Annotated in this window: 18 protein-coding genes and 2 tRNA genes; 7 read left to right on the top strand and 13 right to left on the bottom strand. The window is 69.7% G+C overall.

Annotated features, from left to right (window positions below):
- Positions 1-31 precede the first annotated feature (31 nt).
- Positions 32-751, top strand: coding sequence for an IclR family transcriptional regulator (locus ACFVY3_RS03850; protein ID WP_400158817.1), 720 nt, complete (start codon positions 32-34; stop codon positions 749-751).
- A 38-nt stretch (positions 752-789) separates the two neighbouring features.
- Positions 790-1,341: a DUF1697 domain-containing protein gene (locus tag ACFVY3_RS03845; protein ID WP_400158816.1), complete on the top strand. Its 552-nt coding sequence runs from the start codon at positions 790-792 to the stop codon at positions 1,339-1,341.
- Here ACFVY3_RS03845 and ACFVY3_RS03840 read toward each other — a convergent pair.
- From ACFVY3_RS03840 to ACFVY3_RS03825, 4 genes are all read right to left on the bottom strand, one after another.
- Entirely contained in the window at positions 1,338-2,954 is a 1,617-nt protein-coding gene (locus tag ACFVY3_RS03840; RefSeq protein ID WP_400158815.1) for a GTPase, read from the bottom strand. The genes ACFVY3_RS03845 and ACFVY3_RS03840 overlap by 4 nt on opposite strands.
- Positions 2,951-4,744 carry a dynamin family protein gene (locus tag ACFVY3_RS03835; protein WP_400158814.1) on the bottom strand — a complete coding sequence of 598 codons (1,794 nt, stop codon included), beginning with the start codon at positions 4,742-4,744 and terminating at the stop codon, positions 2,951-2,953. Before ACFVY3_RS03835 ends, ACFVY3_RS03840 begins: the two co-directional genes overlap by 4 nt.
- 97 nt (positions 4,745-4,841) lie before the next feature.
- Positions 4,842-4,914: transfer RNA gene (locus tag ACFVY3_RS03830), tRNA-Glu, on the bottom strand.
- Between the two features lie 108 nt (positions 4,915-5,022).
- A tRNA-Gln gene (locus ACFVY3_RS03825) sits at positions 5,023-5,094 on the bottom strand.
- A 344-nt stretch (positions 5,095-5,438) separates the two neighbouring features.
- Here ACFVY3_RS03825 and ACFVY3_RS03820 point away from each other — a divergent pair.
- Positions 5,439-6,869, top strand: coding sequence for a hypothetical protein (locus ACFVY3_RS03820; protein WP_400158813.1), 1,431 nt, complete (start codon positions 5,439-5,441; stop codon positions 6,867-6,869).
- A 44-nt stretch (positions 6,870-6,913) separates the two neighbouring features.
- Here the strand turns inward: ACFVY3_RS03820 and ACFVY3_RS03815 are convergent, their stop codons facing one another.
- From ACFVY3_RS03815 to ACFVY3_RS03790, 6 genes are all read right to left on the bottom strand, one after another.
- Positions 6,914-7,660 carry an HAD family hydrolase gene (locus ACFVY3_RS03815; protein WP_400158812.1) on the bottom strand — a complete coding sequence of 249 codons (747 nt, stop codon included), beginning with the start codon at positions 7,658-7,660 and terminating at the stop codon, positions 6,914-6,916.
- A 2-nt stretch (positions 7,661-7,662) separates the two neighbouring features.
- Positions 7,663-9,210, bottom strand: a complete 1,548-nt coding sequence (gene gltX, locus ACFVY3_RS03810; RefSeq protein ID WP_400158811.1) for a glutamate--tRNA ligase — start codon at positions 9,208-9,210, stop codon at positions 7,663-7,665.
- Between the two features lie 103 nt (positions 9,211-9,313).
- Positions 9,314-10,090 (bottom strand): fumarylacetoacetate hydrolase family protein, encoded by a 777-nt coding sequence (locus ACFVY3_RS03805; RefSeq protein ID WP_290257489.1) that lies wholly within the window; start codon positions 10,088-10,090, stop codon positions 9,314-9,316.
- A gap of 10 nt (positions 10,091-10,100) precedes the next feature.
- Positions 10,101-10,886, bottom strand: a complete 786-nt coding sequence (locus ACFVY3_RS03800; RefSeq protein ID WP_364134908.1) for an MBL fold metallo-hydrolase — start codon at positions 10,884-10,886, stop codon at positions 10,101-10,103.
- A 47-nt stretch (positions 10,887-10,933) separates the two neighbouring features.
- A complete protein-coding gene (locus ACFVY3_RS03795; RefSeq protein WP_400158810.1) occupies positions 10,934-12,046 on the bottom strand; it encodes a branched-chain amino acid aminotransferase in 1,113 nt (370 codons plus the stop codon).
- 112 nt (positions 12,047-12,158) lie between these two features.
- Positions 12,159-13,211: a 3-isopropylmalate dehydrogenase gene (locus ACFVY3_RS03790; protein ID WP_400158809.1), complete on the bottom strand. Its 1,053-nt coding sequence runs from the start codon at positions 13,209-13,211 to the stop codon at positions 12,159-12,161.
- A 150-nt stretch (positions 13,212-13,361) separates the two neighbouring features.
- Here ACFVY3_RS03790 and ACFVY3_RS03785 point away from each other — a divergent pair, with 150 nt between their 5' ends.
- The 4 genes from ACFVY3_RS03785 (at position 13,362) to ACFVY3_RS03770 (ending at position 18,662) form a co-directional block, all read left to right on the top strand.
- Positions 13,362-14,555, top strand: coding sequence for a sensor histidine kinase (locus ACFVY3_RS03785; protein ID WP_400158808.1), 1,194 nt, complete (start codon positions 13,362-13,364; stop codon positions 14,553-14,555).
- A gap of 2 nt (positions 14,556-14,557) precedes the next feature.
- Complete coding sequence (locus ACFVY3_RS03780; RefSeq protein ID WP_400158807.1) at positions 14,558-15,286, top strand: response regulator; 729 nt, start codon at positions 14,558-14,560, stop codon at positions 15,284-15,286.
- 101 nt (positions 15,287-15,387) lie between these two features.
- Positions 15,388-16,164 (top strand): ABC transporter ATP-binding protein, encoded by a 777-nt coding sequence (locus tag ACFVY3_RS03775; RefSeq protein ID WP_400158806.1) that lies wholly within the window; start codon positions 15,388-15,390, stop codon positions 16,162-16,164.
- A gap of 2 nt (positions 16,165-16,166) precedes the next feature.
- Entirely contained in the window at positions 16,167-18,662 is a 2,496-nt protein-coding gene (locus ACFVY3_RS03770; protein ID WP_400158805.1) for an FtsX-like permease family protein, read from the top strand.
- A 113-nt stretch (positions 18,663-18,775) separates the two neighbouring features.
- Here the strand turns inward: ACFVY3_RS03770 and metG are convergent, their stop codons facing one another.
- Genes metG through ACFVY3_RS03755 form a run of 3 tightly spaced genes read right to left on the bottom strand, consistent with a single transcriptional unit; the run spans position 18,776 to position 23,901 of the window.
- Positions 18,776-20,335, bottom strand: a complete 1,560-nt coding sequence (gene metG / locus ACFVY3_RS03765; protein WP_400158804.1) for a methionine--tRNA ligase — start codon at positions 20,333-20,335, stop codon at positions 18,776-18,778.
- Between the two features lie 9 nt (positions 20,336-20,344).
- Positions 20,345-21,115, bottom strand: coding sequence for an ABC transporter ATP-binding protein (locus ACFVY3_RS03760; RefSeq protein WP_377970056.1), 771 nt, complete (start codon positions 21,113-21,115; stop codon positions 20,345-20,347).
- Complete coding sequence (locus tag ACFVY3_RS03755; protein WP_400158803.1) at positions 21,112-23,901, bottom strand: FtsX-like permease family protein; 2,790 nt, start codon at positions 23,899-23,901, stop codon at positions 21,112-21,114. Before ACFVY3_RS03755 ends, ACFVY3_RS03760 begins: the two co-directional genes overlap by 4 nt.
- Positions 23,902-24,077: the final 176 nt, after the last annotated feature.

Below are 24,077 nucleotides of genomic sequence, written 5' to 3'. Positions count from 1 at the left end.
ATCTCAGATATTGAGACGGCAATATCATTACATGGACAACACTAGTGGCGTTGGCGTCATCGATAAAGCGGCACACGTACTCGACGCCCTCGAGGCCGGGCCCACCACCCTGGCCCAGCTTGTCGCGGCCACCGGCCTGGCCCGCCCCACGGTGCACCGGCTGGCGCTTGCCCTGGTCCACCACCGGCTTGTCAGCCGCGACATCCAGGGCCGCTTCGTCCTCGGCAGCCGCTTGGTGGAGCTGGCCTCCGCCGCCGGCGAGGACCGGCTGATTGCCTCCGCCGGCCCGGTCCTGATGCAGTTGCGCGACGCCACGGGCGAGAGCGCCCAGATCTTCCGACGCCAGGGCGACTGGCGCGTCTGCGTCGCCTCCGCCGAACGCCCCATCGGCCTGCGCGACACCATCCCGGTCGGGACCCAGCTGTCCATGAAGGCAGGCTCGGCCGCCCAGGTGCTCCTGGCCTGGGAGGACCACGACCGCCTGCTCGAAGGCCTGCAGGCCGCGCGCTTTACGCCCACCGTCCTGGCCGGAGTACGACGCCGGGGCTGGGCCCAGAGCCTCGGCGAACGTGAGCCCGGGGTCGCCTCCGTCTCGGCCCCCGTCCGCGGCCCGTCCGGACGCGTCATCGCCGCGGTCTCGATCTCCGGTCCCATCGAGCGCCTCACCCGCCAGCCGGGCCGCCTGCACGCCGAGGTGGTCTGCAACGCCGCCCGCACGCTGACCGAGGCGCTGCGCAAAACGAACGACTGATCCTCCCCGGCGTCGGCGGCCGGCGCTAGGCTGTGCGGATGAACAGCTATGCGGTCTTCCTTCGCGGGGTCAACGTCGGCGGCATCACCATCAAAATGGCCGAACTGAAGGATGCCCTGAAGCAGCGGCCCTTCGGCTCCGTGAAGACACTGCTGGCCAGCGGGAACGTGGTCCTGACCAGCGACCTGCCCGCGGCCGGGGTGAAGGCCGAGTTCGAGGAGTGCCTGCGCGAGGCTTTCGGCTACGACGCCTGGGTGGTGGTACTGCCCGCCGAACGCCTGGCGGAGCTGGTGGCCGCGTGCCCGTATCCGCCGGACGACGCCGGCACGCACAGCTACGTCACGCTGTCCTCCGACGCCGGCGCCCTCGCCGAACTGTACGACGCCGGAACCGCAGTGGACGGCGTGGAACTGACCTTGCTGGGCTCCGAGGCGGTGGCGTGGCTTGCCCCGGCCGGCGGCACCCTGGACAGCCCGTTCAGCAAGCTCTCCTCGAAACCGAAGTACAAGTCCTCCACCACCACGCGCAACCTGCGCACCCTGATCAAGGTCCGCGACGCCGCCGCGGACCTGCAGGGAGGGCGCGTCTAGGCCGCCGCCACCTTCAGGGCGCCGTTGAACGCGGCGAGCCGCCCGGCTTCGCGCTCGACGGGCGCCACCACTAAGTCACGGGCGACGGCGTCGACCGCGGCTTCCAGCCGGCGCCGCGCGGCCCGGGCCCGCGCCCTGGCGGCGATTCCTGCCAGGGTCCGCGCCGCCAGCGCCAACACCACACCCAGCAGCACTCCCCCGGCCACCAGCACCGTGGGCACCGGCCAGCCTTCGACGCGGGGAACCTCCGGAACCGGCAGCTGGAAGTAGCCCAGCGCCGCCAGTACCCCCAGCCACCCCAGCCCGGCCACCGCGGCCGCCAAACCCAGCCACTGCAGGACGTTGAAGACCCGCCACCACCAGGAGCCCCGCCCCGCGGACAGTTCGGTCCCGGCGATCGCCTGGTCAAGCGCGTCCGGGAGCTGCTCCCGGCCCTCCCGGGCTGCGGCGCGGATGGCCGCCCGCCACGGTCCCGGCGCGCCGTCGGAGGCGGCATCGGCGAAGTCCCGGACCGCAGCGTCGGTCCGCGCCCGCTCCGGCGCACCGGCGGGGGGCAGCGAGGTCCGGTTCAGCTGCGGCGGTTCCCCGGTCCGGCGCAGGTTCAGCCTGCGCAGGGGGTCCGGCCGGAGCCGGGCGAGCCAACGGGTCACCGGCCAGCCGGTCCGGCGCGTCGCCTCCAGCCGGTAAGAGGCGGCCACCGCGTCCACCACCAGCGGCACGTTGGCGGCCGTGGCCAGTTCCCGGGACAGGCGTTCCCGGCTGCCGGGCCGGACGCCGGCGGCCTCACCCGTCCCGGATTCTTCGGCCAAGCGGTGGGCCGCGTGGTCGACGTCGGCCGCCAGCCGCTGGGACAGCGCGCGCCGCTGCATGGCCACCTGGCGGATCGCGGCGCGGACCTTATCCACCCCGGTCCCCACGAGGGCCGAGGCTCCGAGGACCTGCACGGAACCCAGTCCGTCGCGGTGGAGCAGGGATTGGAGGGATTCCAGGACCGGCCTCACGTCGTGTTCCGGCAGCCGGTCTACCTGGTTGAGGACCACCAGGGTCACGGCGGCATGGGAGGCGAGCGGGGCGAGGAAGTCGTCATGCACCGCCGCGTCGGCGTATTTCTGCGGGTCCACCACCCAGACCAGGACGTCCACCAGGCCGGTCAGGCGCTCTGCGATGGCCCGGTTTTCGGCGCGGGTGGAGTCAATATCCGGCAGGTCCAACAGGATTAGTCCGGTGGAGTCGTCCGCGAAGCCGGGCACGGCCGCGGCGACATGCCGGTGGCGCACGTCCAGCCAGTCCAGGAGCTCTCCGCTGCCTTCGGCGCCCCAGATCCCGGCGAGCGGCTCCGACGTCGTGGGGCGGCGGGCCGCCGCCGTCGCGATGGCCGCGCCGGCCACCGCATTGAACAGCGACGACTTTCCGCTGCCGGTGGCCCCGAAGAAGCCCACCACGGTGTGTTCGGCGGAGAGGGAACGCCGCGAGCTGGCACGCTCCAAGACCTGCAGGACCCCGTCCAAGGTCTCGTCAGGCAGCACCCCGGCCGCCAGTTGCCGCGCGTCATCCAATGCTTCCAGCCGGCGGTCCAGGCGGGAGGCCTCCCGGGCCGAGGCGTGGCGGTTCATGAGGCCGCCAGCGCTGACAGGGCGGCGGCCCGCGCCTGCAGGTCCGAGGCCGGAACGGCGTCCGGCGCCGCGGCCTCGAGGCGTTCCAGGAACCGCTTACGTTCGTCGTCGAGGAGGCGCTGGCAGCGTTCCTGCAGTTCGGTGCGGGCGGTCCTGGCCAGCCGGCGCACGGCATCCTCGCCAAAGACCGCCTCCAGGACGCGCTGGCCGATCACGGCCGTTCCGCCGGCGACGCCGATCTCCAAGCCCGTGAGACCAGCGGTCATGGAGAAGACGACGATCATCAGCGCCGCACCGAGCCCATTGATTCCAAAGGACAGCCAGCGCGCCTGGGTGCGCTTGCCCTGCCCCTCGGTCCGGATCAGCTCCATCAGGCTTCCCTGCCAGGCCCGGATCTCGGCCGCGACGGCGTCCGCGAAGCCCGGCGAGGTGCCGGACAGGTCGTCGGTCCCCAGAAGGCGGCGGCCGGCCGGGTCGGAGCGCCAACGCCGGTCCGTCTCCTCGGCGGCATTTGCCGCCTCGTCGAGGATCACCGCTTGCAGGCCGGTCTCGATGGCTGTTTCGACGCGGACCGCCGGGGCCGGTTCGCCCCGGAAGAACGCTCCGACGCGGTCCCGCATCCGGCCGATGTTCTGTTCCATGACGCGGAAGAACTCCCCGGTGCCGACGAAGTCCTGCCACCGGGCGAGCACTTCTCCCCGCAGCAGGGCGCCGTCGCGGGTGGCGGCCTGGATGCGGCCGGCGGCGTCCCCGTAGGCGTTCGTGGCGTCCAGCTCCAGCTGCCGGGCCGCTTCCTGCTGCGCCGCGACGGCGTCTGCAGCGGCGGCGAACCTGGCGGCGAGACCTTTGATGGCGCCGTTGAGGGTCCGCCGGGCGATTGCGGACCTGCCGGCGGCGTCCGCCGCGATTCCGCGCAGCCAGGCAAGCAGCGGCGCCACCGTGGCCGGCGGCAGCATGCCCTCACGGTCCAGGGGCACCTCCGGGACGATGAACAGCCTCGCCGAGCCGAGGCCCTGGCGCTCGAGCATCGTCCGCAGGTCGCCGGCCACTTCGTCTTCGGCCGCCGGCGGCACGCGGTCCAGCACCACGGCCACGGTGATGTCTCGGGCGGCGGCGTCCAGCAACAGACGCCAAGGCACGGCGTCGGCGTAGCGGTTGGCCGTCGTCACGAAGATCCAGAGATCCGCCGCGGCGAGCAGTTGTCCGGCGAGACGGCGGTTCTCATCGGAGACGGAGTCGACGTCGGGGGCGTCCAGGAGGGCGACGCCGGCCGGGACCGCCGGGTCGCCGGCGAGGACCAGCGAGGTCACCGCGGCAGTCTCCCCGCCGACGGCGGGGACCGACGCGGGCTGCTCCGGGGGCGGCCCGGCGATGACAGTGCCGCGGATCCTGCCGAGCGTGGGCAGCACCCGCTGGTCCTCGAACCAGCCGGCGTCGGCCGGGTGGTGCAGGAGGATGGGCTGGCGGGTGGTGGGTCGGATCGCTCCGGCACGGGTGACAGGGTGGCCCACCAGGGCGTTGACCAGCGTGGACTTCCCGGCGCCGGTGGACCCGCCGACGACGGCGAGCAGGGGCGCGTCGAGGCTGCGGTAGCGGGGCAGGATGTAGTCATCCAGTTGGGCGGCGGCGTTGCGGACGTCGCGGCGGGCGTCTTCCACCCCGGGGAGGTCCAGCGGCAGGACCACGGTGGCCAGGTCGCGGCGGGCGGACTCCAGCAGCTCTACCGCGTTCATCTGGCGTGCGGCGGCCCGGCCCGCTTGGGCGGGACTGGTGCTCTCGTGGTCGCTCACAGCTTCATCATGGCAGGTCGGCGGTCCGGGACGGCCGGGCCGCGGCACTCCGGGCATAAAAAATCCCCCGGAGACCGTAGTCTCCGGGGGAAATTTGTGACCCCAGCGGGATTCGAACCCGCGTTACCGCCGTGAGAGGGCGGCGTACTAGGCCGCTATACGATGGGGCCTTGCACTTTTCCAGCTCGAAGATTGTTTCACATCTTCAGCTGTTCTCCAAATCGGTCGAACCGACTCAGATGCTCCGATTTTCCGCGGAAATCCGCGGATTTTCAGAGCTGGGATACCAGGACTCGAACCTAGAATGACGGTACCAGAAACCGTAGTGTTGCCAATTACACCATATCCCAATGTGACTTTCGGACCGGTTCCGCAGGCCTAAACCCGCGCTCCCGGCGCCTCAGCACGAGTAATTACTTTACCCGAGACTTTTGTCCGGCACAAATCGGCCCGAAGGCCCCGCCGGTACGCCCCCGAAGGCGCTCCTGGCGGCCGACGACTTCGGTCAATCTGCGAAAAACCCTTGCCAATCCGGCGCCGGTAAGTTTACTCTCGGTAAGTTACCAACGAGTAACCAAACCCTCCCCCAATCAAAAAGCAGCATCCCCACGGCCGGAGACGGCTGTTAGCTGCATCACACTGGCGGGGCCGGCAGCGAAGCCGTTGCCGGCTGAATCGTCGAGAGGAACAGAAAGTGCCACAGAGTCGTGTCGCCATCGCTCCGCCCCGTAACCGGGCCCAACAAATCGCCATCGCCGTCTTGGCGCTGCTGCTGATCGCCCTGCTGGGCTTCTACACCCTGGTCACGGGCCGGATCACCGACGGGTCCGCCCGCCTCAACGACGGCGCAGGCCAGGCCGCCGCCGGGGCACAGCAGCTCAAGGACGGCGCGGGGAAGCTCGCCGACGGCGCTGGCCAGGCCAATACCGGCTCGGGCAAGCTCTCGGACGGCGCGGAGAAGATCCACCAGGGCATCGCCGGCAAGCTCGCCCCCGGCGCGGACCAGCTGCAGCAGGGCGCGACCCAGCTCTCGGAGGGCGCGGTCAAGATCCAGACCGACGTGGACAACAAGCTCGCCCCCGGTGTCTACCAGGTGGACGACGGCGCCCAGAAGCTGGCGGCGGGTGCTGTCCAGCTCTCCGCCGCGCTGACACCCACGGCCGGTGGCAACGCGGAAAACAACCTGGCCGACGGCGCCACCCAGCTCAACGCAGGAGCCGGCCAGCTGGCCGCCGGCACGGGCCAACTGGCCGCCGGCACGGACCAGCTCGCCGCCGGTACCGACCAGCTCAAGGGCTACCGGGGCGCCAACAACAACCCCGAGGCCGGAACCGGAACGGCGGCCCTTGCCCAGGCGCTGGAGCAGCTGAATGCCGCCGCCAGTGATCCGGTCCAGGGCCTGGTTCCGCTGGCCGTGGTCAAGGACAAGATCGCCAAGATCCTCGACGGCGCCCACCGCCTGGACGCGGGCGCCTCGCAACTGCAGGCCGGGGCCGGTCAGCTCCGCAGCGGGGCTGCCCAGCTGAATACCGGCGCCGGGCAGCTGCATGCCGGAACCGGGAAGCTTACCGCCGGCTTCGCCACCCTGGCGGCCAAGCTCAACAGCCAGGACCCCAGCAACCCCGGCGTCGTCCTGGGCACCCGACTGCTGGCGGACGGCACCTCGAAAATCCGGGTGGGCATGGACGGTGTACCCGGCGATCCGGAGCACCCGGGCCTGCTGAAGGCTACGGCCAAGATGACCGACGGCAGCTCACGGCTCGCGGACGGAACCCTGGCACTGAACACGGGCATCAAGGGCGATCCCGCGGACCCGGCAAACCCGGGCCTGCTGAATGGATCCACCGCACTGGCCACCGGCGCCTCCGACCTTCACACCGGCAACAGTAAGCTCGCTGCGGGGTCCACGCAGCTCGCCACCGGCGCCGACAAGCTGGCCGACGGCAACGCGCAGATCGCCGCCGGCACCGGCACGCTTTTCTCCAGCGCCTCCGCGGTGTCGCCGTCGAGCATGATCAAGAACGACGTCGCCGTGGCCCTGGGGCTGGTGACCCTGCTGGCGCTCGGCGCCGTCGGCGCCTACCTGGCGCTGCGGAACCGGCGGCTCGCCCAGGCTCCGGCCTAAAGGACCGCCCAGGCCAGCCCGCCAGGCCGTCCAGGGACGTCAACTCAGGCGAGCAGGTCCAACAGCGAGGAGACCTCGCGTCCGCTGAACTCCGGCGCGGGGTCTCCGCCGCGGTTAAGCCACACGCCCAGCAGTCCGGCCGCCGTCGCGCCGTCCGCGTCGAGCAGCCGGTTGTCGCCGACGTAGAGCGTCTCGCCCGGGCCGGTACCGAGCAGGCGCACACCCTCGAGGTAGATGGCGGGGTCCGGCTTGGGGACGCCCACGGTGTCCGTGCCGACCAGCACGCCGATCCGCTCCAGCCCGGCGGCGTCGAGCTTCACGCGCTGGTAGTCGTGGACGTTGTTGCTCACGGCACCGTACGGGATCCCCGCGGCGTCCAGGGCGTCCAGCAGCGGAACCACGTCGTCGAAGGCGCGGATGTAGCTGTGCTGCAGGCTCGCGTAGGAGCTGACCCAGTGATGGGCCTGCTCCCCCTCGGCGAGCTCGACGCCGAAGTGCCCCAGTGCGGCGCGGCCGCGGAGCAGGCGCTGCTCGTTGAACGTCAGCTCGCCGGCCAGGTAGCGGTCGTAGTAGTGCGTGGTTTCCTTCGTGAAGATGCGGCCGAACTTCTCCCAGGAGGCCTCATCCAGGCCCGGGAGCAGATGCTCGCTGACGCCGCGCAGGGCCGCCGTCATGGCGAACTCCAGGTCCACCAGCGTGTCGTCGATATCGAAGAGCACGCCGGTGACGGCGGTGAGACCGGGCGCCAGCACGTCGGCCGCCCGGTCCCCGCCCCGCGTGGCGGCATCCATCATCAGCCGCGGAAGGCGCGCAGGCGGGCCAGGGACGAGTCCCGGCCCAGGATGACCATGGACTCGAACAGCGGCGGGGAGATCCGGCGGCCGGAGATGGCCGTGCGGACCGGGCCGAACGCCAGCCGGGGCTTGACGCCGAGGCCCTCGACCAGCGATTCCTTCAGGGCGGCCTGGATGCTCTCCGCGGTCCACTCCTGCAGCGGTTCCAGCGAGGCCAGTGCGGCGTCGAGGACTTCGGTGAGGTTCTCCGGGAGTCCCTTGCGGGCGTCGTCGGCCACGTCCACCGCGTCGTCGGCCTTGAAGAGGAAGGCGAGCATCTCGGGCGCTTCGCCGAGGAGCGAGATGCGCTCCTGGATCAGCGGCGCAGCCTCGGCGAGGATCTCCTCTTCGCGCGCGGTGAGCGTCTCCCCCACCAGGCCGGCGGCCTGCAGGTACGGGACCAGCCGGCCGCGGAAGTCCTCGGCGTCGAGCATGCGGATGTGCGTGCCGTTGATGGCCTCGGCCTTCTTGAGGTCGAAGCGGGCCGGGTTGGCCAGCACGTCGTGGACGTCGAAGTTCTCGATCAGCTGCTCCACGGTGAAGATGTCCTCGTCCGCGGAGAGGCTCCAGCCCAGCAGGGAGAGGTAGTTAAGCAGGCCCTCGGGGATGAAGCCGCGGTCGCGCAGCAGGAAGAGGTTGGACTGCGGGTCGCGCTTGGAGAGCTTCTTGTTGCCCTCGCCCATGACGTAGGGCAGGTGGCCGAACTCGGGCAGGTAGCTGGCCACGCCGATCTCCATCAGCGCGCGGAACAGCACCACCTGGCGGGGTGTGGAAGAGAGCAGGTCCTCGCCGCGGAGGACGTGGGTGATGCCCATCAGCGCGTCGTCCACCGGGTTGACCAGGGTGTAGAGCGGCGAACCGTCGGCGCGGACGATCACGTAGTCCGGGATGCTGCCGGCCTTGAAGGTGATCTCGCCGCGGACCATGTCGGTGAAGGTGACGTCCTCGTCGGGCATCCGCATCCGCAACACCGGCTGCCGGCCCTCGGCCTGGAACGCGGCGAGCTGTTCCTCTGAGAGGTTCCGGTCGAAGTTGTCGTAGCCAAGCTTCGGGTCGCGGCCGGCGGCGCGGTGGCGGGCCTCGACCTCCTCCGGGGAGGAGTAGCACTCGTAGGCGTAGCCGCCGGCGACGAGCTTGGCCACCACGTCCTTGTAGAGGTCCAGGCGCTGCGACTGCCGGTAGGGCTCGTGCGGGCCGCCCACCTCGACGCCCTCTTCCCAGCTGATGCCGAGCCACTTCAGCGCCTCCAGCAGCTGCTGGTAGCTCTCCTCCGAGTCGCGCGCCGCGTCCGTGTCCTCGATCCGGAAGACGAACGTGCCCTTGGTGTGCTTAGCGTGGGCCCAGTTGAACAGGGCGGTGCGGATCAGGCCGACGTGCGGGGTTCCTGTGGGCGAGGGGCAGAACCGGACCCGGACCGGGGTGTCCGCGGTGACTTCGCGGGAGGCTTCACGGTTCGGATCCGTGGTGGCAGAACTGGAGACGGCGTCGGGCGCGGTGGAAGTAGTCATAGTGGTACCAACTTTACCGCGTGCCCGGTACCCGTTCCCGCTGTGAAAACGGACAGCCGCACCGTGGCTCCACGGTGCGGCTGTCCGAAATCGGCGCGGTTTCCTACCGGCGGACGATCGGGTTGGAGAGGCGTCCGATGCCCTCGATCTCCACCTCGTAGCGGTCCCCGGCCTGGACGAGGCCGACGCCGGCGGGGGTGCCGGTCATGATGACGTCGCCGGGCAGCAGGGTGAAGGCGTGCGAGACGATCGAGACCAGCTCGCGGACACCGCGGATCATCTGGTTGGTGTTGCCGTCCTGGCGCAGTTCGCCGTTCAGGCGGCCCTGGATCTGCAGGTCCTCGGTGTCCAGTTCGGTTTCGATCCAGGGGCCCAGCGGGGCGGACGTGTCGAAGCCCTTGGCGCGGGCCCACTGCAGGTCGGTCTTCTGGACGTCCCGGGCGGTGAGGTCGTTGCCGCAGGTGTAGCCGAAGACGACGTCGTCCACACGCTCCTCGGGGACGTCCTTGCAGATCCGGCCGATCACGACGCACAGTTCGGCCTCGAAGGAGATCTCCTCGGAGAACTCGGGCAGGACCACGGGGTCGTTCGGGCCCACCACGGAGGTGTTGGGCTTGAGGAACAGCAGCGGCTGGGCGGGCACCTCGTTGCCGAGTTCGTGGGCGTGCTCCACGAAGTTGCGGCCGACGCCGACGACCTTGCTGCGCGGGATGATCGGCGCGAGCAGGCGGACGTCCTCCAGCTGGTGCTTCACGGAGGTCCGTTCGACGCCGTTGAAGAAGGGGTCGCCGTGGATGACAGTGATGACCTCACTGCCAGGCTCGCCTTCGACGATGCCGTAAAGGGGATCAGAATCAACTACAAACCGGGCGATACGCATGCGCCCTAGCCTACCGTCCGCGCAGGTAGTCCAACTGCGCGGCGACGGACAGTTCTGCGGCGGGCCGGACGGAGGGGTCGACGGCGGCGTAGACCGCGTCCGCGACCTCCACGACGCCGGCGTCCCCGCCGAGTTCGGCCAGGGCGGAGCGGATCTGGGAGAGCCGGTCCTGGCGGTGGTCGCGGTAGGCCCGGACGATCGTGTCCAGCGCGGGGAGGATGGGCCCGTGGGCCGGCAGGACCGTCGCCGGGCCGATCCGCTCCAGCCGGTCGAGCGAGTCGAGATAGTCCCCCAGCCGCCCGTCGGGGTAGTCCAGCACCGTGGTCCCGACGCCAAGGACGGTGTCGCCGGTGAGGACCGAGCCGTGTTCGCCGTCGCCGGGCAGATGGAAGCAGACGGAGTCGGAGGTGTGGCCCGGCGTCGCCAGCACCCGGATCTCGACGCCGGCGGCGTGCAGCACCTCACCGTCGGCCAGCGGTTCGGCGCCGTGGCAGTGCGCGGGGTCGGCGGCCCGCACGGGGGCGCCGGTCAGCTCCGCGAACCGGGCGGCCGCTGCCGTGTGGTCGGCGTGGCGGTGGGTGATCAGGATCAGTTCCACCGTCCCGGCCCGGCCGAGCGCGGCCAGATGCTCCTCATCCAGCGGGCCCGGGTCCACCACCACGACGGCGGAGGCCCCCGGGGCCGAGAGCACGTACGAGTTGGTCCCGTGCAGGCTCATCGGCCCCGGGTTGGGCGCCAGATGGAAGGCGGTCAGGTCGGTACTCCGGACCGGGGCCCGAACGTCGTCATGGATCACAGTCCCATCTTCCCACCGCGCCCGCCCGGAGGGCAGGGCCGGAGTGCTTACGCCAGGCGGGTCAGCCAGCCGTGGGTGTCCTCGACCGTGCCGGTCTGGATGCCGAGCAGCTGTTCGCGGATGGCCATGGTGGTCTCGCCGGCCTTGGCGTCCTCGGAGCCGATGAACTCGGTGGCGTCCTTGAGCACGCCGATCGGGGTGATCACGGCGGCGGTGCCGCAGGCGAAGACCTCGGCGATCTCACCGGAGGCCACGCCGTCGCGCCACTCGTCCAGGGTGATCTTCCGTTCGGTGACCTCGCGGCCCATGTCGCGGGCCACCTGGATCACCGAGGAGCGGGTGACGCCCTCGAGGATGGTGCCGGAGAGCGCCGGGGTGACCAGCGAGCCGTCCTTCATCACAAAGAAGACGTTCATGCCGCCGAGCTCCTCGACGGCGTTGTCGTTGAACTGGTCCAGGAAGAGCACCTGCTTGCAGCCGTTGGCCTCGGCCTCCTGCTGGGCGATCAGCGACGCGGCGTAGTTGCCGCCACACTTGGCGGCACCGGTGCCGCCGCGGCCGGCGCGGGCGTATTCGCGGGAGATCCAGATGGAAACCGGCTTGAGCTCGCCGCCGAAGTAGTTGCCGGCCGGGGAGGCGATCACGCGGAAGGAGACCTCGCGGGCCGCCCGGACGCCCAGGAACGCCTCGGTGGCGATCATGAACGGCCGCAGGTACAGGGCCTCGCCGTCGCCGGAGGGAACCCAGTCACGGTCGACGGAGACCAGTTCGCGGATGGCGGCGAGGAAGCACTCCTCGGGCAGCTCCGGCAGCGCGAGCCGGCGGGCGGACTTGTTCAGCCGGGCGGCGTTGGCCTCGGGCCGGAACGTCCAGACGGAGCCGTCCGCGTGGCGGTAGGCCTTCAGGCCCTCGAAGATTTCCTGGCCGTAGTGCAGGACCGCCGCGGAGGGGTCCAGCATGATCGGACCGTAGGGTTCGATCCGGGCATCGTGCCAGCCGCCTTTGCCCTCCGCGTCGACGCTGTAGTCGACGATCGCGGTGTGGTCGGTGAAGTAGTCGCCGAATCCCGGGTTGGCCAGGATGGCTGCGCGCTCTTCCGCGGACTTCGGGGTCGCCGAGAGCCGCTGCGCGAATTCGACGCCATGGGCAGTCTGGGTCATGGTTCCTCCATGGTCGGCTGCCCCGTGTTCAGCGTTGAACAGCGAGGCGGCGTTTGGTGATTCGAGTCAAGCTTACGCCCGATGCCGGGGTAACCCGCCGGGGCGGGACCAGCTAGAGACCGGCCGCAATCGCGTCACCGACGGCGGTGGTGCTGCGGGCCGTGCCGCCGCGCTTTTCGACGTCGGCAACCACTGCCGCCTCGACCTTGCGCGCCGCTTCGGCGAAGCCCAGGTGGTCCAGCAGCAGTGCTGCGGAGAGGATAGCGGCCGTGGGGTCCGCTTTGCCCTGGCCTGCGATGTCCGGCGCAGAGCCGTGCACGGGCTCGAACATGGAGGGCGCGGTGCGGTCCATGTTGATATTCCCCGACGCTGCCAGTCCGATGCCCCCGGTGATGGCGGCGGCGAGGTCGGTAATGATGTCGCCGAAGAGGTTGTCCGTGACGATCACGTCAAAGCGGGAAGGGTCGGTGACCATGAAGATCGTGGCGGCGTCCACGTGCAGGTAGTCATGGCTGACCTCCGGGAACTCCTGGGCCACGGCCTCGACCGTCCGCTTCCACAGGTGCCCGGCGAAGACCAGGACGTTGTGCTTATGCACCAGTGTGACGTGCTTGCGTTCGCGGAGGCTGGCGCGGCGGAAAGCGTCACGGACCACGCGCTCCACGCCGTGGGCGGTGTTCAGGGACACCTCGGTGGCTACCTCGTGCGGGGTTCCGGAGCGCAGTGTGCCGCCGTTGCCCACGTAGGGCCCCTCGGTTCCTTCCCGCACCACGATGAAGTCGATGGTTCCCGGGTTGGCCAGCGGGCTGCCCACCGTCCCGTACAACCGTGAAGGCCGCAGGTTGACGAAGTGGTCCAGGCTGAAGCGCAGCTTGAGCAGCAGTTCACGTTCGATGATGCCGGAGGGAATCCGGGTGTCGCCGGGGGCGGCACCCACTGCCCCGAAGAGGATCGCGTCGCGGGTCTTCAAGTCGTCGAGGACGTGGTCCGGCAGGGTCTCCCCCGTCGCCAGCCAGTGCTCGGCGCCGAGGTCATAGTGCGTCTGCTTGAGCTCCACGCCCTCGGCAGCCACGGCCTTCTCCAGCACTTTCACCGCCTCGGCAATGACCTCGGGGCCGATGCCGTCGCCGGGAATAACTGCAAGATCGATGGAGGATGAGCTCATGTTTTCAGGGTATCCAAGACATCCATATGCTGGGCAAATTGTCTCGCTATCCGGACAGAACGTGAGTGGGGCGGAACCGCGCTCTGTCAGCCACTGAGATCAGACCTCGGGATGAGGCGCCGCCCCGCCGCCGGAGCGTAGAGTTCCGGGGTGGAATTACGGCACAAGATCTATCACTGGCTTCGGGTCAACACGTTCCGTGTGGACCTGGTCCTCATGCTCTCGATCCTGCTGTTCTGCGGTCCGCCGTACCTCATGGCGGGCCGCCCTTGGCAATTTGTACTGTCCAGTGCCTTGGTGGTGCCGCTGGCGTGGCGGCGAACCCGCCCGGTGCATGCCGCGGCCGCCGTCGTGCTGGCGTGCCTGGTGCTGTGGGCCGCCGGCCTGCAACCCCTCGCCGGCCTGGTGGCCGTGCCGCTGACCATCTACGCGGTTGCCGCCTACGGCCCCGCCTGGGCCAGCCGGGCGGTCCTCGGTGCGGGCATGCTGGGTGGAGTGCTGCTGACGACCCGCAACCTGATCAGCACGGTTCAGACGGGCGTCCTTGGCCTCACGACAAGTGCCCTCTACACGGTCCTGATCTGGATGCTGGTGCTGTTCAGCTGGACGCTCGGGGATTTGACGCGGGTGCGGAGGCAGCAGGTGCGGACCTTGGCGGACCGGGCCCGAAGGCTTGAAATCGAACGCCAGCATGAACGCTCACTGGCCGCCGCGGATGAACGCGCCCACATCGCCCGGGAGATGCACGACATTGTGGCGCACTCCCTGTCAGTGATCATCACCCAGTCCGACGGTGCACGGTATGCCGCGGCAGCCAACCCGGCCGTGGCCACGGAGACGCTGGCCACCGTCGCCACCACAGCACGGACATCCTTGGCGGAAATGCGCCGCCTGCTCGGGGTGCTGCGGCACGGCGATGAATCCGCCACCCGCCCTTTGCCCGGGCTTGCGGACCTCGAGGAATTGTTCCTCGGCTTCCGCGCGGCCGGGCTGCCGCTCGCCGTGGAACAGTCCGGGGCACCCCGGCGCACGCTGCCCGCGGGTGCCGAGCTTACGGCCTACCGGGTGCTCCAGGAATCCTTGACCAACGTCCTCAAGCACGCAGGTCCGGTGGCCAAGGCACGGGCCTCGGTGCGGTGGCAGCAAAGAGGGCTCCAGATCGACGTGCACGACGACGGCCGGGGCGCCTCAGCCGATAGCGCCGGGACAGCTGCCGGGGCCGGCGGCAACGGGTTGCGCGGGATGCGGGAACGTATCAACCTTTACGATGGTTCGTTGGCGGCCGGCCCGGCCGCGGGCGGAGGCTTCCAGGTCACCGCTTTCCTCCCCTACACCGAGGCCTGAGCATGTCACTGGCGTTCGAACGCACTTCAACGGAACCGATCCGCGTGGCGCTGGTCGATGACCAGCAGTTGGTCCGCTCGGGTTTCAGCATGCTGATCAACTCCCAGCCGGACCTCGCCGTCGTGGTCGAAGCCGGCAACGGGAACGAAGCACTTCAGGCCATCGGCTCCGTGGCTGCCGACGTCGTCCTCATGGACGTCCGCATGCCCGGGATGGACGGCATCGAGGCCACCCGCCAGCTGATGGAGCGCGCGGCGGCCGCCCCTTCGGGGTCAGCCAGGTCGGAACTCCGCGTCGTCGTCCTGACAACATTCGACCTGGACGAATACGCGCTGTCGGCCATCCAGGCCGGAGCGAGCGGATTCCTCCTCAAGGACGCCCCGCCGGAGGAATTGCTGGATGCCATTCGTACCGTGCACCGCGGCGACGCCGTGATCGCCCCGTCCACCACCCGCAGGCTCCTGGACCACGTCGCGCCGCTGCTGCGCACCCAGGGCAACGAGCGGCCCGAACACCATGAGGCCGTCGGACGGCTCACCGCCCGCGAGCGTGAGGTGTTCATCCTCATGGCACAAGGGCGTTCAAATCCGGAGATTGCGGCAGGCCTGTTCGTCTCCGAAGCGACCGTCAAAACCCACGTGGGCCATATCCTGGCCAAACTGGCGGCACGTGACCGGGTCCAGGCGGTGGTGATCGCCTACGAGACCGGTGTGGTCAGCCCCGGCGGCTAGTCCCCGTAGCGGCAATGTCAGACCTGGGTATGAGGCCGATACCGCCAGGACCAACCCGCCGGCCGATCCCCCGGCACTGCACCCCGCCATAGCGTGGAACCATGACAACTTCCGTGCAAGGCCACCCTGCTTCGAGCAGGGAAAACGCCTCTTCCTCCCCCGCCGTCCAGGCACTGTCCCTGACCAAGAACTACGGCCGCGGCGCCACCCGCGTCAGCGCACTGCGTGAGGTCAGCGTCACCTTCGACGCCGGCCGCTTCACCGCGATCATGGGCCCCTCCGGCTCAGGCAAGTCGACCCTGATGCACTGCCTCGCCGGCCTGGACACCGCGGACTCCGGCCAGATCCTGGTGGGTGGGACAGATATCACCGCCCTGAATGACAAGCAGCTCACCACGCTGCGCCGCGACCGGGTTGGATTCGTCTTCCAGTCCTTCAACCTGGTACCCACACTGACGGCCGAACAGAACATCACCCTTCCGCTGGCCTTGGCGAACAAGCCCATCGACAGCGGCTGGTTCGACACAGTGGTGTCCACGCTCGGCCTCAAGGACAGGCTCCGGCACCGGCCGCACGAACTCTCCGGCGGCCAGCAACAGCGGGTCGCCGTGGCCCGGGCACTCCTGACCCGGCCCGACGTGGTCTTCGGGGATGAACCCACGGGAAACCTTGATTCGACATCCGGCGGCGAAGTCCTGGCACTGCTGCGCCGAAGCAGCCGGGAAATGGACCAGACAATCATCATGGTTACGCACGATCCCGTGGCAGCCAGCTACGCCGACCGGGTGGTGCTGATGAGTGACGGAAACCTGGTGGGTGAGATCGCCGAACCCACTGCCGGGTCCGTCCTCTCCGCCCTCGGCAAGTTGGGAGGCTGAGCGTGCTGCGCGTTGCCCTCTCGCAATTCCAGTCCCACAGCCGGCGGTTCATCGCCGTCGGCCTGGCCGTCATGCTCTCGGTGGCCTTCCTGTCCACCACGCTGATGGTCGGCGCCAGCACCAAGGCATCGCTGGGCGCCAGCTTGGGTGAGGCCTACAGTAAGGCGGCACTCATCGCTACCCCGGACAAGGGAACCTTCAGCGACGGGGCCCTGGCCGCAGTCCGCACGGTACCCGGCGTCAGCGACGCCTACGGCCGCCTGCAGGCGTATACGAAGTTCACGGCCGGCGGGCAGGAAGTCTTCGCTCTGGCCCGCAACCTGGCGCCGGAGAGCCTGGAAACAGCCGCCGTTGACGTTGGTGCCCTGCCGTCGCAGGCCGACGGCGTCGCGGTGGACAGTGACACCGCGGGACGGTACGGGCTGCACGTCGGCGACACCCTGGTGCTCGGGGTCCCGGACGGTTCCACCACGTTGGCGATGACCGTCACCGGGATCCTCCGCGGCAGCCATGATCCGTTCTCCTCCGCGCTCCCGCAGCTGCTCACCGGGACTTCGGCGGTCAGTGCACTGGCGGCGGCCGGCCAGGCCCCCGGTTCCGGCCCGGGCGCGGCAGGCGGCTACGCCGGCATCCAGCTCTCACTGGAGCCGGGCACCGACGTTGCCGCAGCCAAGGCGGACACGCTTGCAGCGCTTGCCGGCAGCGGCGCCGAATCGCAGGTCAAAACAGCCGACGAGCAGGTCACGGCCCAAGTGGCTATGCTGACCGGTGGCCAGGACGAACTGACAGTGGTCCTGCTGGCATTCGCGGGGATCGCCCTGCTGGTTTCCGGCCTGGTGGTTTCCAACACCTTCGCGGTTCTGGTGGCCCAGCGCACCCGGGAACTCGCCCTGCTCCGGTGCCTGGGCGCAGCCCGCGCCCAGGTGCGCAATTCCGTCCTGGCCGAGGCCCTGGTGGTGGGCCTGCTGTCCTCCGCGGCGGGGGTGCTCGCCGCCGTCGGTCTGATGGCAGCCCTGATTGGCTGGGCGGGGACGCAGCCGGACATGGCCTTTGCCACCATGGCCGTGCCGGCGTCGTCCATTGTGGCGGGCCTGGCCGTGGGCACGGTCCTGACCGTGGCAGCCGCCATGGTCCCTGCCCGGGCGGCGACGGCGGTGGCCCCGCTCGCTGCCCTGCGTCCGGTCGATGATGCGGGCATCGGGAACCGGCGCGGCCGGGTGCGGCTGGTCCTGGGCCTTGCCGCCCTCGCCATGGGCGTTCCGTTGCTGGCCTTTGGCGCGGCCGGCGTGATGCTGGTGGTGGCGTTTGCCGGCGGCGTGTTGTCTTTCGTCGGCGTGCTGCTCTGCGCCACGCTTTTCGTGCCGTGGCTGGTGGGCCTGGCGGGACGGCTGGCGGCTCCCGCCGGCGTCCCCGGGAAGCTGGCTGCGCTCAATGCCGTCCGAAACCCCGCGAGGACGTCGGTGACTGCGGCCGCCCTGCTGATCGGGGTCACGCTGGTGGCCCTGATGATGACCGGGGCGGCCACCGCACGCCAGGCATTCGATGACGCTCTCGTGGAAACGTACCCGGTGGACATGGCTGTCACCGCGGACAACCTGACCGCCGCCCAGCGTGACGCAGTGGCGGGAATCGACGGCGTTGCGGCTGCGGCGCTGCTGCCGGCCGCGGGGCATGTGGGGCGGCAGGGCGCGGAGAACCCCGTCTACGCTGTGGACACAGCGGAGGCCGGCCTGGTGCTCCGCGACACCACCCTGGTCCTGGAGCCCGGGCGGATCTACCTGCCCGAGGGTTCCCGGGCGGGACGCGTCGACGTTACCGGGGCAACGGGAACGGTCACCTTGGAGGCTGTGGTCCTGCGGACCCGCAACATTCCGGCACTGGTCTCCGCCGAGACCGCGCAGCAGTCCGGCTTGTTGAGCGGGGGCGGTGCCGGCAGCGCCGTCTGGGTGCGCCTTGCGGACGCACCCGGCGGCGGGCAGCTGTCCGGGGACCGTATCAAGGACATCCAGGCAGCCGTTGCCTCGGCCACCGGAGTGTCCGCCGGGGCGGTCAGCGGTGCCGCGATAGAGCGGGTCACTTTCAACGAGGTTATCGACGTGCTGCTGCTGGTGGTCACGGGCCTGTTGGGCGTTGCGGTGCTGATCGCGCTGATCGGGGTAGCCAACACCCTGTCCCTGTCCGTCCTGGAACGGACCCGGGAGAACTCCCTGCTCAGGGCGCTTGGCCTGACCAAGAAGCAACTTCGGGCGATGCTCGCCGTGGAGGCCGCCCTGGTGTCCGGTGTCGCGGCCCTGCTCGGCTCTGTACTGGGGACCCTGTACGGGTGGCTGGGCGCCAGGTCGGCGCTCGGCAGCCTGGCCGCGGTCACGCCCGCGGTGCCGTGGCTGCAGCTACTGGGGGTGGTTGCGGCAGCCGTCGTCGCCGGCCTGCTCGCGTCGGTCATTCCTGCCCGGCGGGCGGCACGGCTCTCACCCGTCCAGGGGCTCGCCGCCGCGTAGGGGCGGCGCCCAAGCGGCCGGGCCGGTCCGTTGAGCCCCGCCCGGGCGTGAGACAAAAAAGGGCCAGGTGCCGCGGACAGCCGCGGCACTTGGCCCTTCGTGTTCGCCGCAGCTCACGCCTGGGCAGGTTCCTCGAATTTCGGGAAGACAGGCGTCGGAGCCGGCAGTGCCGTGCCGGACACGATGGGGGTGGCGATCGCCGTGAACTGCCGGGCCTCCCCCTCGGGCTGGCCGAGGCTGTCCAGGATGGCGCCGGCCGCCGTCGGCATCACCGGCTGGGCCAGGATGGCGACGTTGCGCAGCACCTCGAGGGTGACGTAGAGGACCGTGTTCATCCGTTCGACGTCGGTCTTCCGCAGCACCCACGGAGCCTGCTCGGCGAAGTAGGCATTGGTGTCACCCAGGACATTCCAGATGGCCTCCAGCGCGCGGCTGAATTCCTGCTTCTCGAACGCGGCGCGGGCGGTCTCCAGCAGGCCGCGGGCCTGTCCCAGCAGGGCGTTGTCCTCGGCGCTGAAGGCGGCCGGGACGGGGACCTTGCCCTCGCAGTTCTTGGCGACCATGGACAGGGACCGCTGGGCGAGGTTGCCGAAGTTGTTGGCCAGGTCCGCGTTCATGCGGCCGACGATCGCCTCGTGGTTGTAGTTGCCGTCGGCGCCGAACGGGACTTCCCGGAGGAAGAAGTACCGCACCTGGTCCAGGCCGTACTGAGCGACGAAGTCCGCCGGCGCCACCACATTGCCGAGCGACTTGGACATTTTGACGCCGTTGTTGTGCAGGAAGCCGTGAATCATGATGCGCTTGGGCAGCTCCAGCCCGGCGGACATCAGGAAGGCGGGCCAGTAGATGGCGTGGAACCGGGAGATGTCCTTGCCGATCACGTGCACGTCGGCCGGCCAGTACTTCCTGAAGGATTCGGAGTCGAGATCGGGGTAGCCGACGCCGGTGAGGTAGTTGGTGAGCGCGTCCACCCACACGTACATGACGTGCCCGTCGCTGCCCGGGACGGGGACGCCCCAGTCGAAGGTGGTCCGGCTGATGGAGAGGTCCTCCAGGCCGCGCTTGACGAAGCTGATGACCTCGTTGAAGCGGGACTGCGGCGCCCCGAACTCGGGGTGTGCCTCGTACAGGGCCAGCAGCTTGTCCTGGTAGGCCGAGAGCCGGAAGAAGTAGCTCTCCTCGGCGGTCCAGGTGACCGGCGTGTCCGTCTCCCGCGAGTAGCGGAGGCCGTCATCCTTGACCACGGTCTCGTCTTCGCCGTAGTAGGCCTCGTCGCGGACCGAATACCAGCCCTCGTAGTTGGACAGGTAAATGTCCCCGTTCGCTTCCATCTTCTTCCAGATGGCCTGCGACGCGGCGTAGTGGTCGGCGTCCGTGGTCCGGATGAAGCGGTCGTAGGAGATGCCCAAGGCAGCGTGCGCGGCCTGGTAGATTTCCGCGTTCCGGTCGACCAGTTCCTTGGGCGAAATGCCTTCCTTCTCGGCCGTCTGGGCGATCTTCATCCCGTGCTCGTCGGTCCCGGTGAGGAAGAAGACGTCGTAGCCGTCCAGCCGCTTGAACCGTGCCATCGCATCGGTGGCGATGTATTCGTAGGCGTGGCCGATGTGCGGTACGCCGTTCGGGTAGGTGATGGCGGTGGTGATGTAGAACGGGGGCTTTTCGGAAGACGTCACGGGTTAAACCTAAATCAGTTCGGTGAGGGTATCGCTCTGGCGGACAAGTTCGTGGTCATGTGAAGCGACCAGCACGGCGATGCCGTCCGAGGTGGTGTCCTTGAGGATGCTGATGATGCGGTTGGCCGAGGCCCGGTCCAGGCTGGCGGTCGGTTCGTCCACCACGAGCACGCGGGTGCCCAAGATCAGCGCACGGGCGATCGCCACGCGCTGGCGTTCACCGCCGGAGAGCTGGGCGGGGCGGTGGCGCATGCGCCGGCCCAGGCCCACCAGGTCCAAGAGGTCCTTGGCCATGTCGCGGCGCTGTTCGACCTCTCCGTCGGGGACGGCCGGCAGCAGGACGTTCTCCAGCGCGCTCATGCCGTCGATCAGGGCGCCGCCCTGGTCCACGTAGCCGATCAGCGCGCGGCGGCGGTCGGCGATCTCGTCGTCGCCCATGGTCTCCAGCGAGTCACCCTCCCAGAAGACCCGGCCCGACGTCGGCAGGGTCAGGCCCGCGCCGACGGTGAGGATGCTGGTCTTGCCGGAGCCGGAGCGGCCGGCGACGCAGTGCATCTCGCCGGCGTGCAGCGTCATGTTGAAGTCATCCACGACGTTGACGGCCTCGGCGCCGTTCTTGCCGCCGCCGTAGTGGATGGTGATGTTGCTCAGCTCCAGCGGCGTGGCGTGGTCCGTCGGCCGCACGATCGTGTTGGCGCGGGTCTTCTGCGCCGCCGCACGGCGGGTGCTGGTGGTCATCCGGTCGTGTGCTTCCCGGTCAAGGTTCAGCTCGTTGGTCATTGGACTACTTTCGTTGCAATCGGGATCCAGCAGAGGACCGCGACCAGGCCGGCGACGGCGGCCCAGAGTGCGGCGTAGGGGGCGAGGATGAGGCCCACGCCCAGGGCACCGAGGACGCCCAGGGGCAGGGCGATGGTTCCCACCATGGCATTTTCGAAGAAGCGGACCTGGCCCAGCATGTCCGGGTTCCAGCCCATCGCCTGCAGCGTGCCCAGGTACTGGCGCTTGGCGGCGAGCTCGAACCGGCCGGTGACCATGGTCAGCAGCAGGCCCACGGCAACCCCGGAGATGCCCAGGATGATGCTGGGCAGGGCGATGCTGGCGGCGGCCATGCCGCTGAGGGCGCTGGCGCCGGCAGCGCGCGGGATGTCGATCAGCAGGGCGGCGAGGCCGCCCACCGCGGCGCCGAAGACGCCGACGGCGATCGCCAGGGAGCCGGTGTTGAACTTGTTGGTGCTCAGCTGCCGGCTGGCGAAGGTCAGCGGGGAGTCGACCGGGATGAGCCGCTCGTCATGCTGCGGTTCCTGGTCGATCACCTCGCGGTGGCGCAGCTGCTGGGCCGCGAAGAAGGCCGCGGCGCAGTAGAGCACCAGGACCGAGGCGGAGACGATCGCGGTGGCCGGGTTCCAGCTGACCAGGCTCAGGATGATCCCGGCGGCGGCCAGCGCCGCGGCGCCGACGCCGAACTCGGCGAGCACCCAGGTGCGGATCCGGCGCTGGGTCCAGCCCATGGCGCGCAGGGTTCCGGCCTCGCGGCGGCGCTTGCGGACGTAGCTCACGGTGGAGGCGCCGGTCAGCAGGGCGGCCCCGCAGAGGGTCAGGAACAGCAAGGTGAGGTTGGTGCCCGAGAGCGAGCCGGACACGGCGTCGGCCGCGTTCTGCCGCACCCACGACTGCGTGACGGTGCCCAGCGGGGATTCCTTGCCGGCGTCGTCCTTGGAGTAGCCGGGCACGAAGATGCTGGCGTCCTCGCGGGCGGAGCCTGCCACCACGGTGGCCTCCAGGCCCATGTCCCGGATCTGGTTGGCGAGCTTCTCGACCTCGGGCTGCGCCTGCTTCCAGGTGCCGTCGACCTTGGCGCGGACCCGCACGGCGTCGATGACGGAGGCGTTCTTGTCGTAGCCGCGGGCGGCGGCCAGGCCATAGTAGTCGGTGATGGCGCCGGCGGACTGGCTAACCAGGCCCGTGGCGCTGAGCGAGGGCTTCAGGGCGGTGGGGGTGGTGTCCTTGCCGGAGCCGTCCTTGGTCAGGGTCATCGGCGTCGGGTCGTAGCCGCCCAGCGGGAGGCGGTTGACGTCGCCGGCGGCCTCCTGGACCTTGGCCGGATCAAAGGTGCCGTAGACCATAGGCAGCGGCGTGGCCGGCTTCTTGCCCGTCTGCAGGTTCTCCCGGTAGGAGCGCTCGTCCACCGGGGTGCGCTGGGTCTGGTCGACGGCGGCGCCGTTGGCGCCCTTCTCGGGGAGCCGGTTCACGGTGACCCATTCACCGGGGACGGCTGACTTTTCGACGGCGCCGTTGCCGGCGGTCTGGCCGTCCTTGTACTTGGGCGCGGTGGCGAAGTCGGTGCTCCAGATGGCGGGGTTGTAGAGGCCCTGGCCGAAGCCGCCGGTGTCCCCCATCAGCGAGCTGAGGTCCTTGGAGCCGGGCCAGGCCAGGTCGAAAGGGGCCTTCGAGACGAACGGAAGGTAGTCCTTGTCCAGCGACCGGGTCACGGTGCCGACGTCCTTGGTGACGTTGCCGGCGTTGTCGATTTCCTCGATCTTGACCGAGTACTTCAGGTCCAGGGAGGTGCCGGAGCGGACGATCAGCGGGATTGCCTGCGAGTCGGCGGTGAGCTGGCCGGCGTTCTTGGCCTGCTGGTACTGGGTCATCAGCGGCGCCCAGTACTTGAGCTTCACGCCCAGGAAGTCGGGGCCTTCCTTGAGCTGGTCCATGGTGATGCCGCTGGTGAAGAGGCTCTCGAAGTGGCGGCCGATCGCGCCGGCGTCGCGGGCGTCGGCGGGCGGGGCCTTCTCCAGGGGTGCCAGGAAGTCGCCGGCACCGCCCAGCAGGGCGCGCTCGGCGACGGGGTCGACGGCGACCACGGACTCGGTGACCTGCGGCGCCAGGGGCAGCGCCACGGAGAGGTTGAAGAGGGTGTGCTCGGAGCCGCCAGCCGGGGCCGGGAACTTGATGCCGGTCTCCCCCGCCGGACCCGCGATGCGGACGTTCTTGCCGCCGGCGACCTGTTCCTCGACCAGCTTGCCCTTGCCGAGGGTGCCCTCGGCGGTGGTCTTGAACAGCGTCTGCTCGCTGGAGCCGTTGGAGCTGACGGCACTGGCGGTCAGGCGGTACTTCTTCGGGGTGTCACTCAGGACGGACTGCGCGGCTGGCCACTTGGAGGGGTCCGTGGCGGTGGGGTCGCCGGCGGTGCCGGCCAGGCCGGCGTTGTAGCCCAGGTAGTCGGTGGCGTCGAGGCGGGGTGCTTCCAGGTTCTGCGAGACGCGCGAGACCAGGCTGATCGGCGCGGCGACGGAGGTGCCGGAGAGCTTCCGGATGGCGTCGAGCTGGTCGAAGCCGATGCCGCCCTGGCCGGTGGCGATGTCCGGCTGCATCAGTGCCCCGGACGAGCTGGCCTTGGCCTGGACCAGGATGTCGTAGAGGCCGCGCGAGTTCTGGTCGACGGTGCGGTTGAGCGCCGCCTGGGACTGTCCCTGCACGAGGACGGACAGGCACATGGCGACGATCAAAATGGACGCGGTCAGCAAAAGCACTCTGCTTCTGATGAACCTTTGGACGGCGTTCATTGGGCTCCTGAAAGCTGGATTGCGTGCACACGCCGCTGTTCGTGGTCCGCGGGTTCTCGGCGCGGATGAGAAGGCTTCCCCTGCCGGGCGTGCAAAAGTAAAGGCCGGTCTGCCGGCCACATCCTGGAATCGGACGTAGCTATTGTACGCAGACCGGCCGGTGGTTCCCGGACGCC

Source organism: Arthrobacter sp. BPSS-3 (assembly GCF_044628475.1).
GTDB lineage: Bacteria > Actinomycetota > Actinomycetes > Actinomycetales > Micrococcaceae > Arthrobacter.
Note: the sequence above shows the minus strand (reverse complement) of the source record. Positions and strands in the feature narration are given on the sequence as shown.

Excerpts from the sequence above, each read along its gene's own strand:
- ACFVY3_RS03850 (WP_400158817.1), top strand. The coding sequence starts at position 32 with ATGGACAACACTAGTGGCGTTGGCGTCATCGATAAAGCGGCACACGTA.
- ACFVY3_RS03845 (WP_400158816.1), top strand. The coding sequence starts at position 790 with ATGAACAGCTATGCGGTCTTCCTTCGCGGGGTCAACGTCGGCGGCATC.
- ACFVY3_RS03840 (WP_400158815.1), bottom strand. The coding sequence starts at position 2,954 with ATGAACCGCCACGCCTCGGCCCGGGAGGCCTCCCGCCTGGACCGCCGG.
- ACFVY3_RS03815 (WP_400158812.1), bottom strand. The coding sequence starts at position 7,660 with ATGGATGCCGCCACGCGGGGCGGGGACCGGGCGGCCGACGTGCTGGCG.
- gltX (WP_400158811.1), bottom strand. The coding sequence starts at position 9,210 with ATGACTACTTCCACCGCGCCCGACGCCGTCTCCAGTTCTGCCACCACG.
- ACFVY3_RS03805 (WP_290257489.1), bottom strand. The coding sequence starts at position 10,090 with ATGCGTATCGCCCGGTTTGTAGTTGATTCTGATCCCCTTTACGGCATC.
- ACFVY3_RS03795 (WP_400158810.1), bottom strand. The coding sequence starts at position 12,046 with ATGACCCAGACTGCCCATGGCGTCGAATTCGCGCAGCGGCTCTCGGCG.
- ACFVY3_RS03790 (WP_400158809.1), bottom strand. The coding sequence starts at position 13,211 with ATGAGCTCATCCTCCATCGATCTTGCAGTTATTCCCGGCGACGGCATC.
- ACFVY3_RS03780 (WP_400158807.1), top strand. The coding sequence starts at position 14,558 with ATGTCACTGGCGTTCGAACGCACTTCAACGGAACCGATCCGCGTGGCG.
- ACFVY3_RS03775 (WP_400158806.1), top strand. The coding sequence starts at position 15,388 with ATGACAACTTCCGTGCAAGGCCACCCTGCTTCGAGCAGGGAAAACGCC.
- ACFVY3_RS03760 (WP_377970056.1), bottom strand. The coding sequence starts at position 21,115 with ATGACCAACGAGCTGAACCTTGACCGGGAAGCACACGACCGGATGACC.
- ACFVY3_RS03755 (WP_400158803.1), bottom strand. The coding sequence starts at position 23,901 with ATGAACGCCGTCCAAAGGTTCATCAGAAGCAGAGTGCTTTTGCTGACC.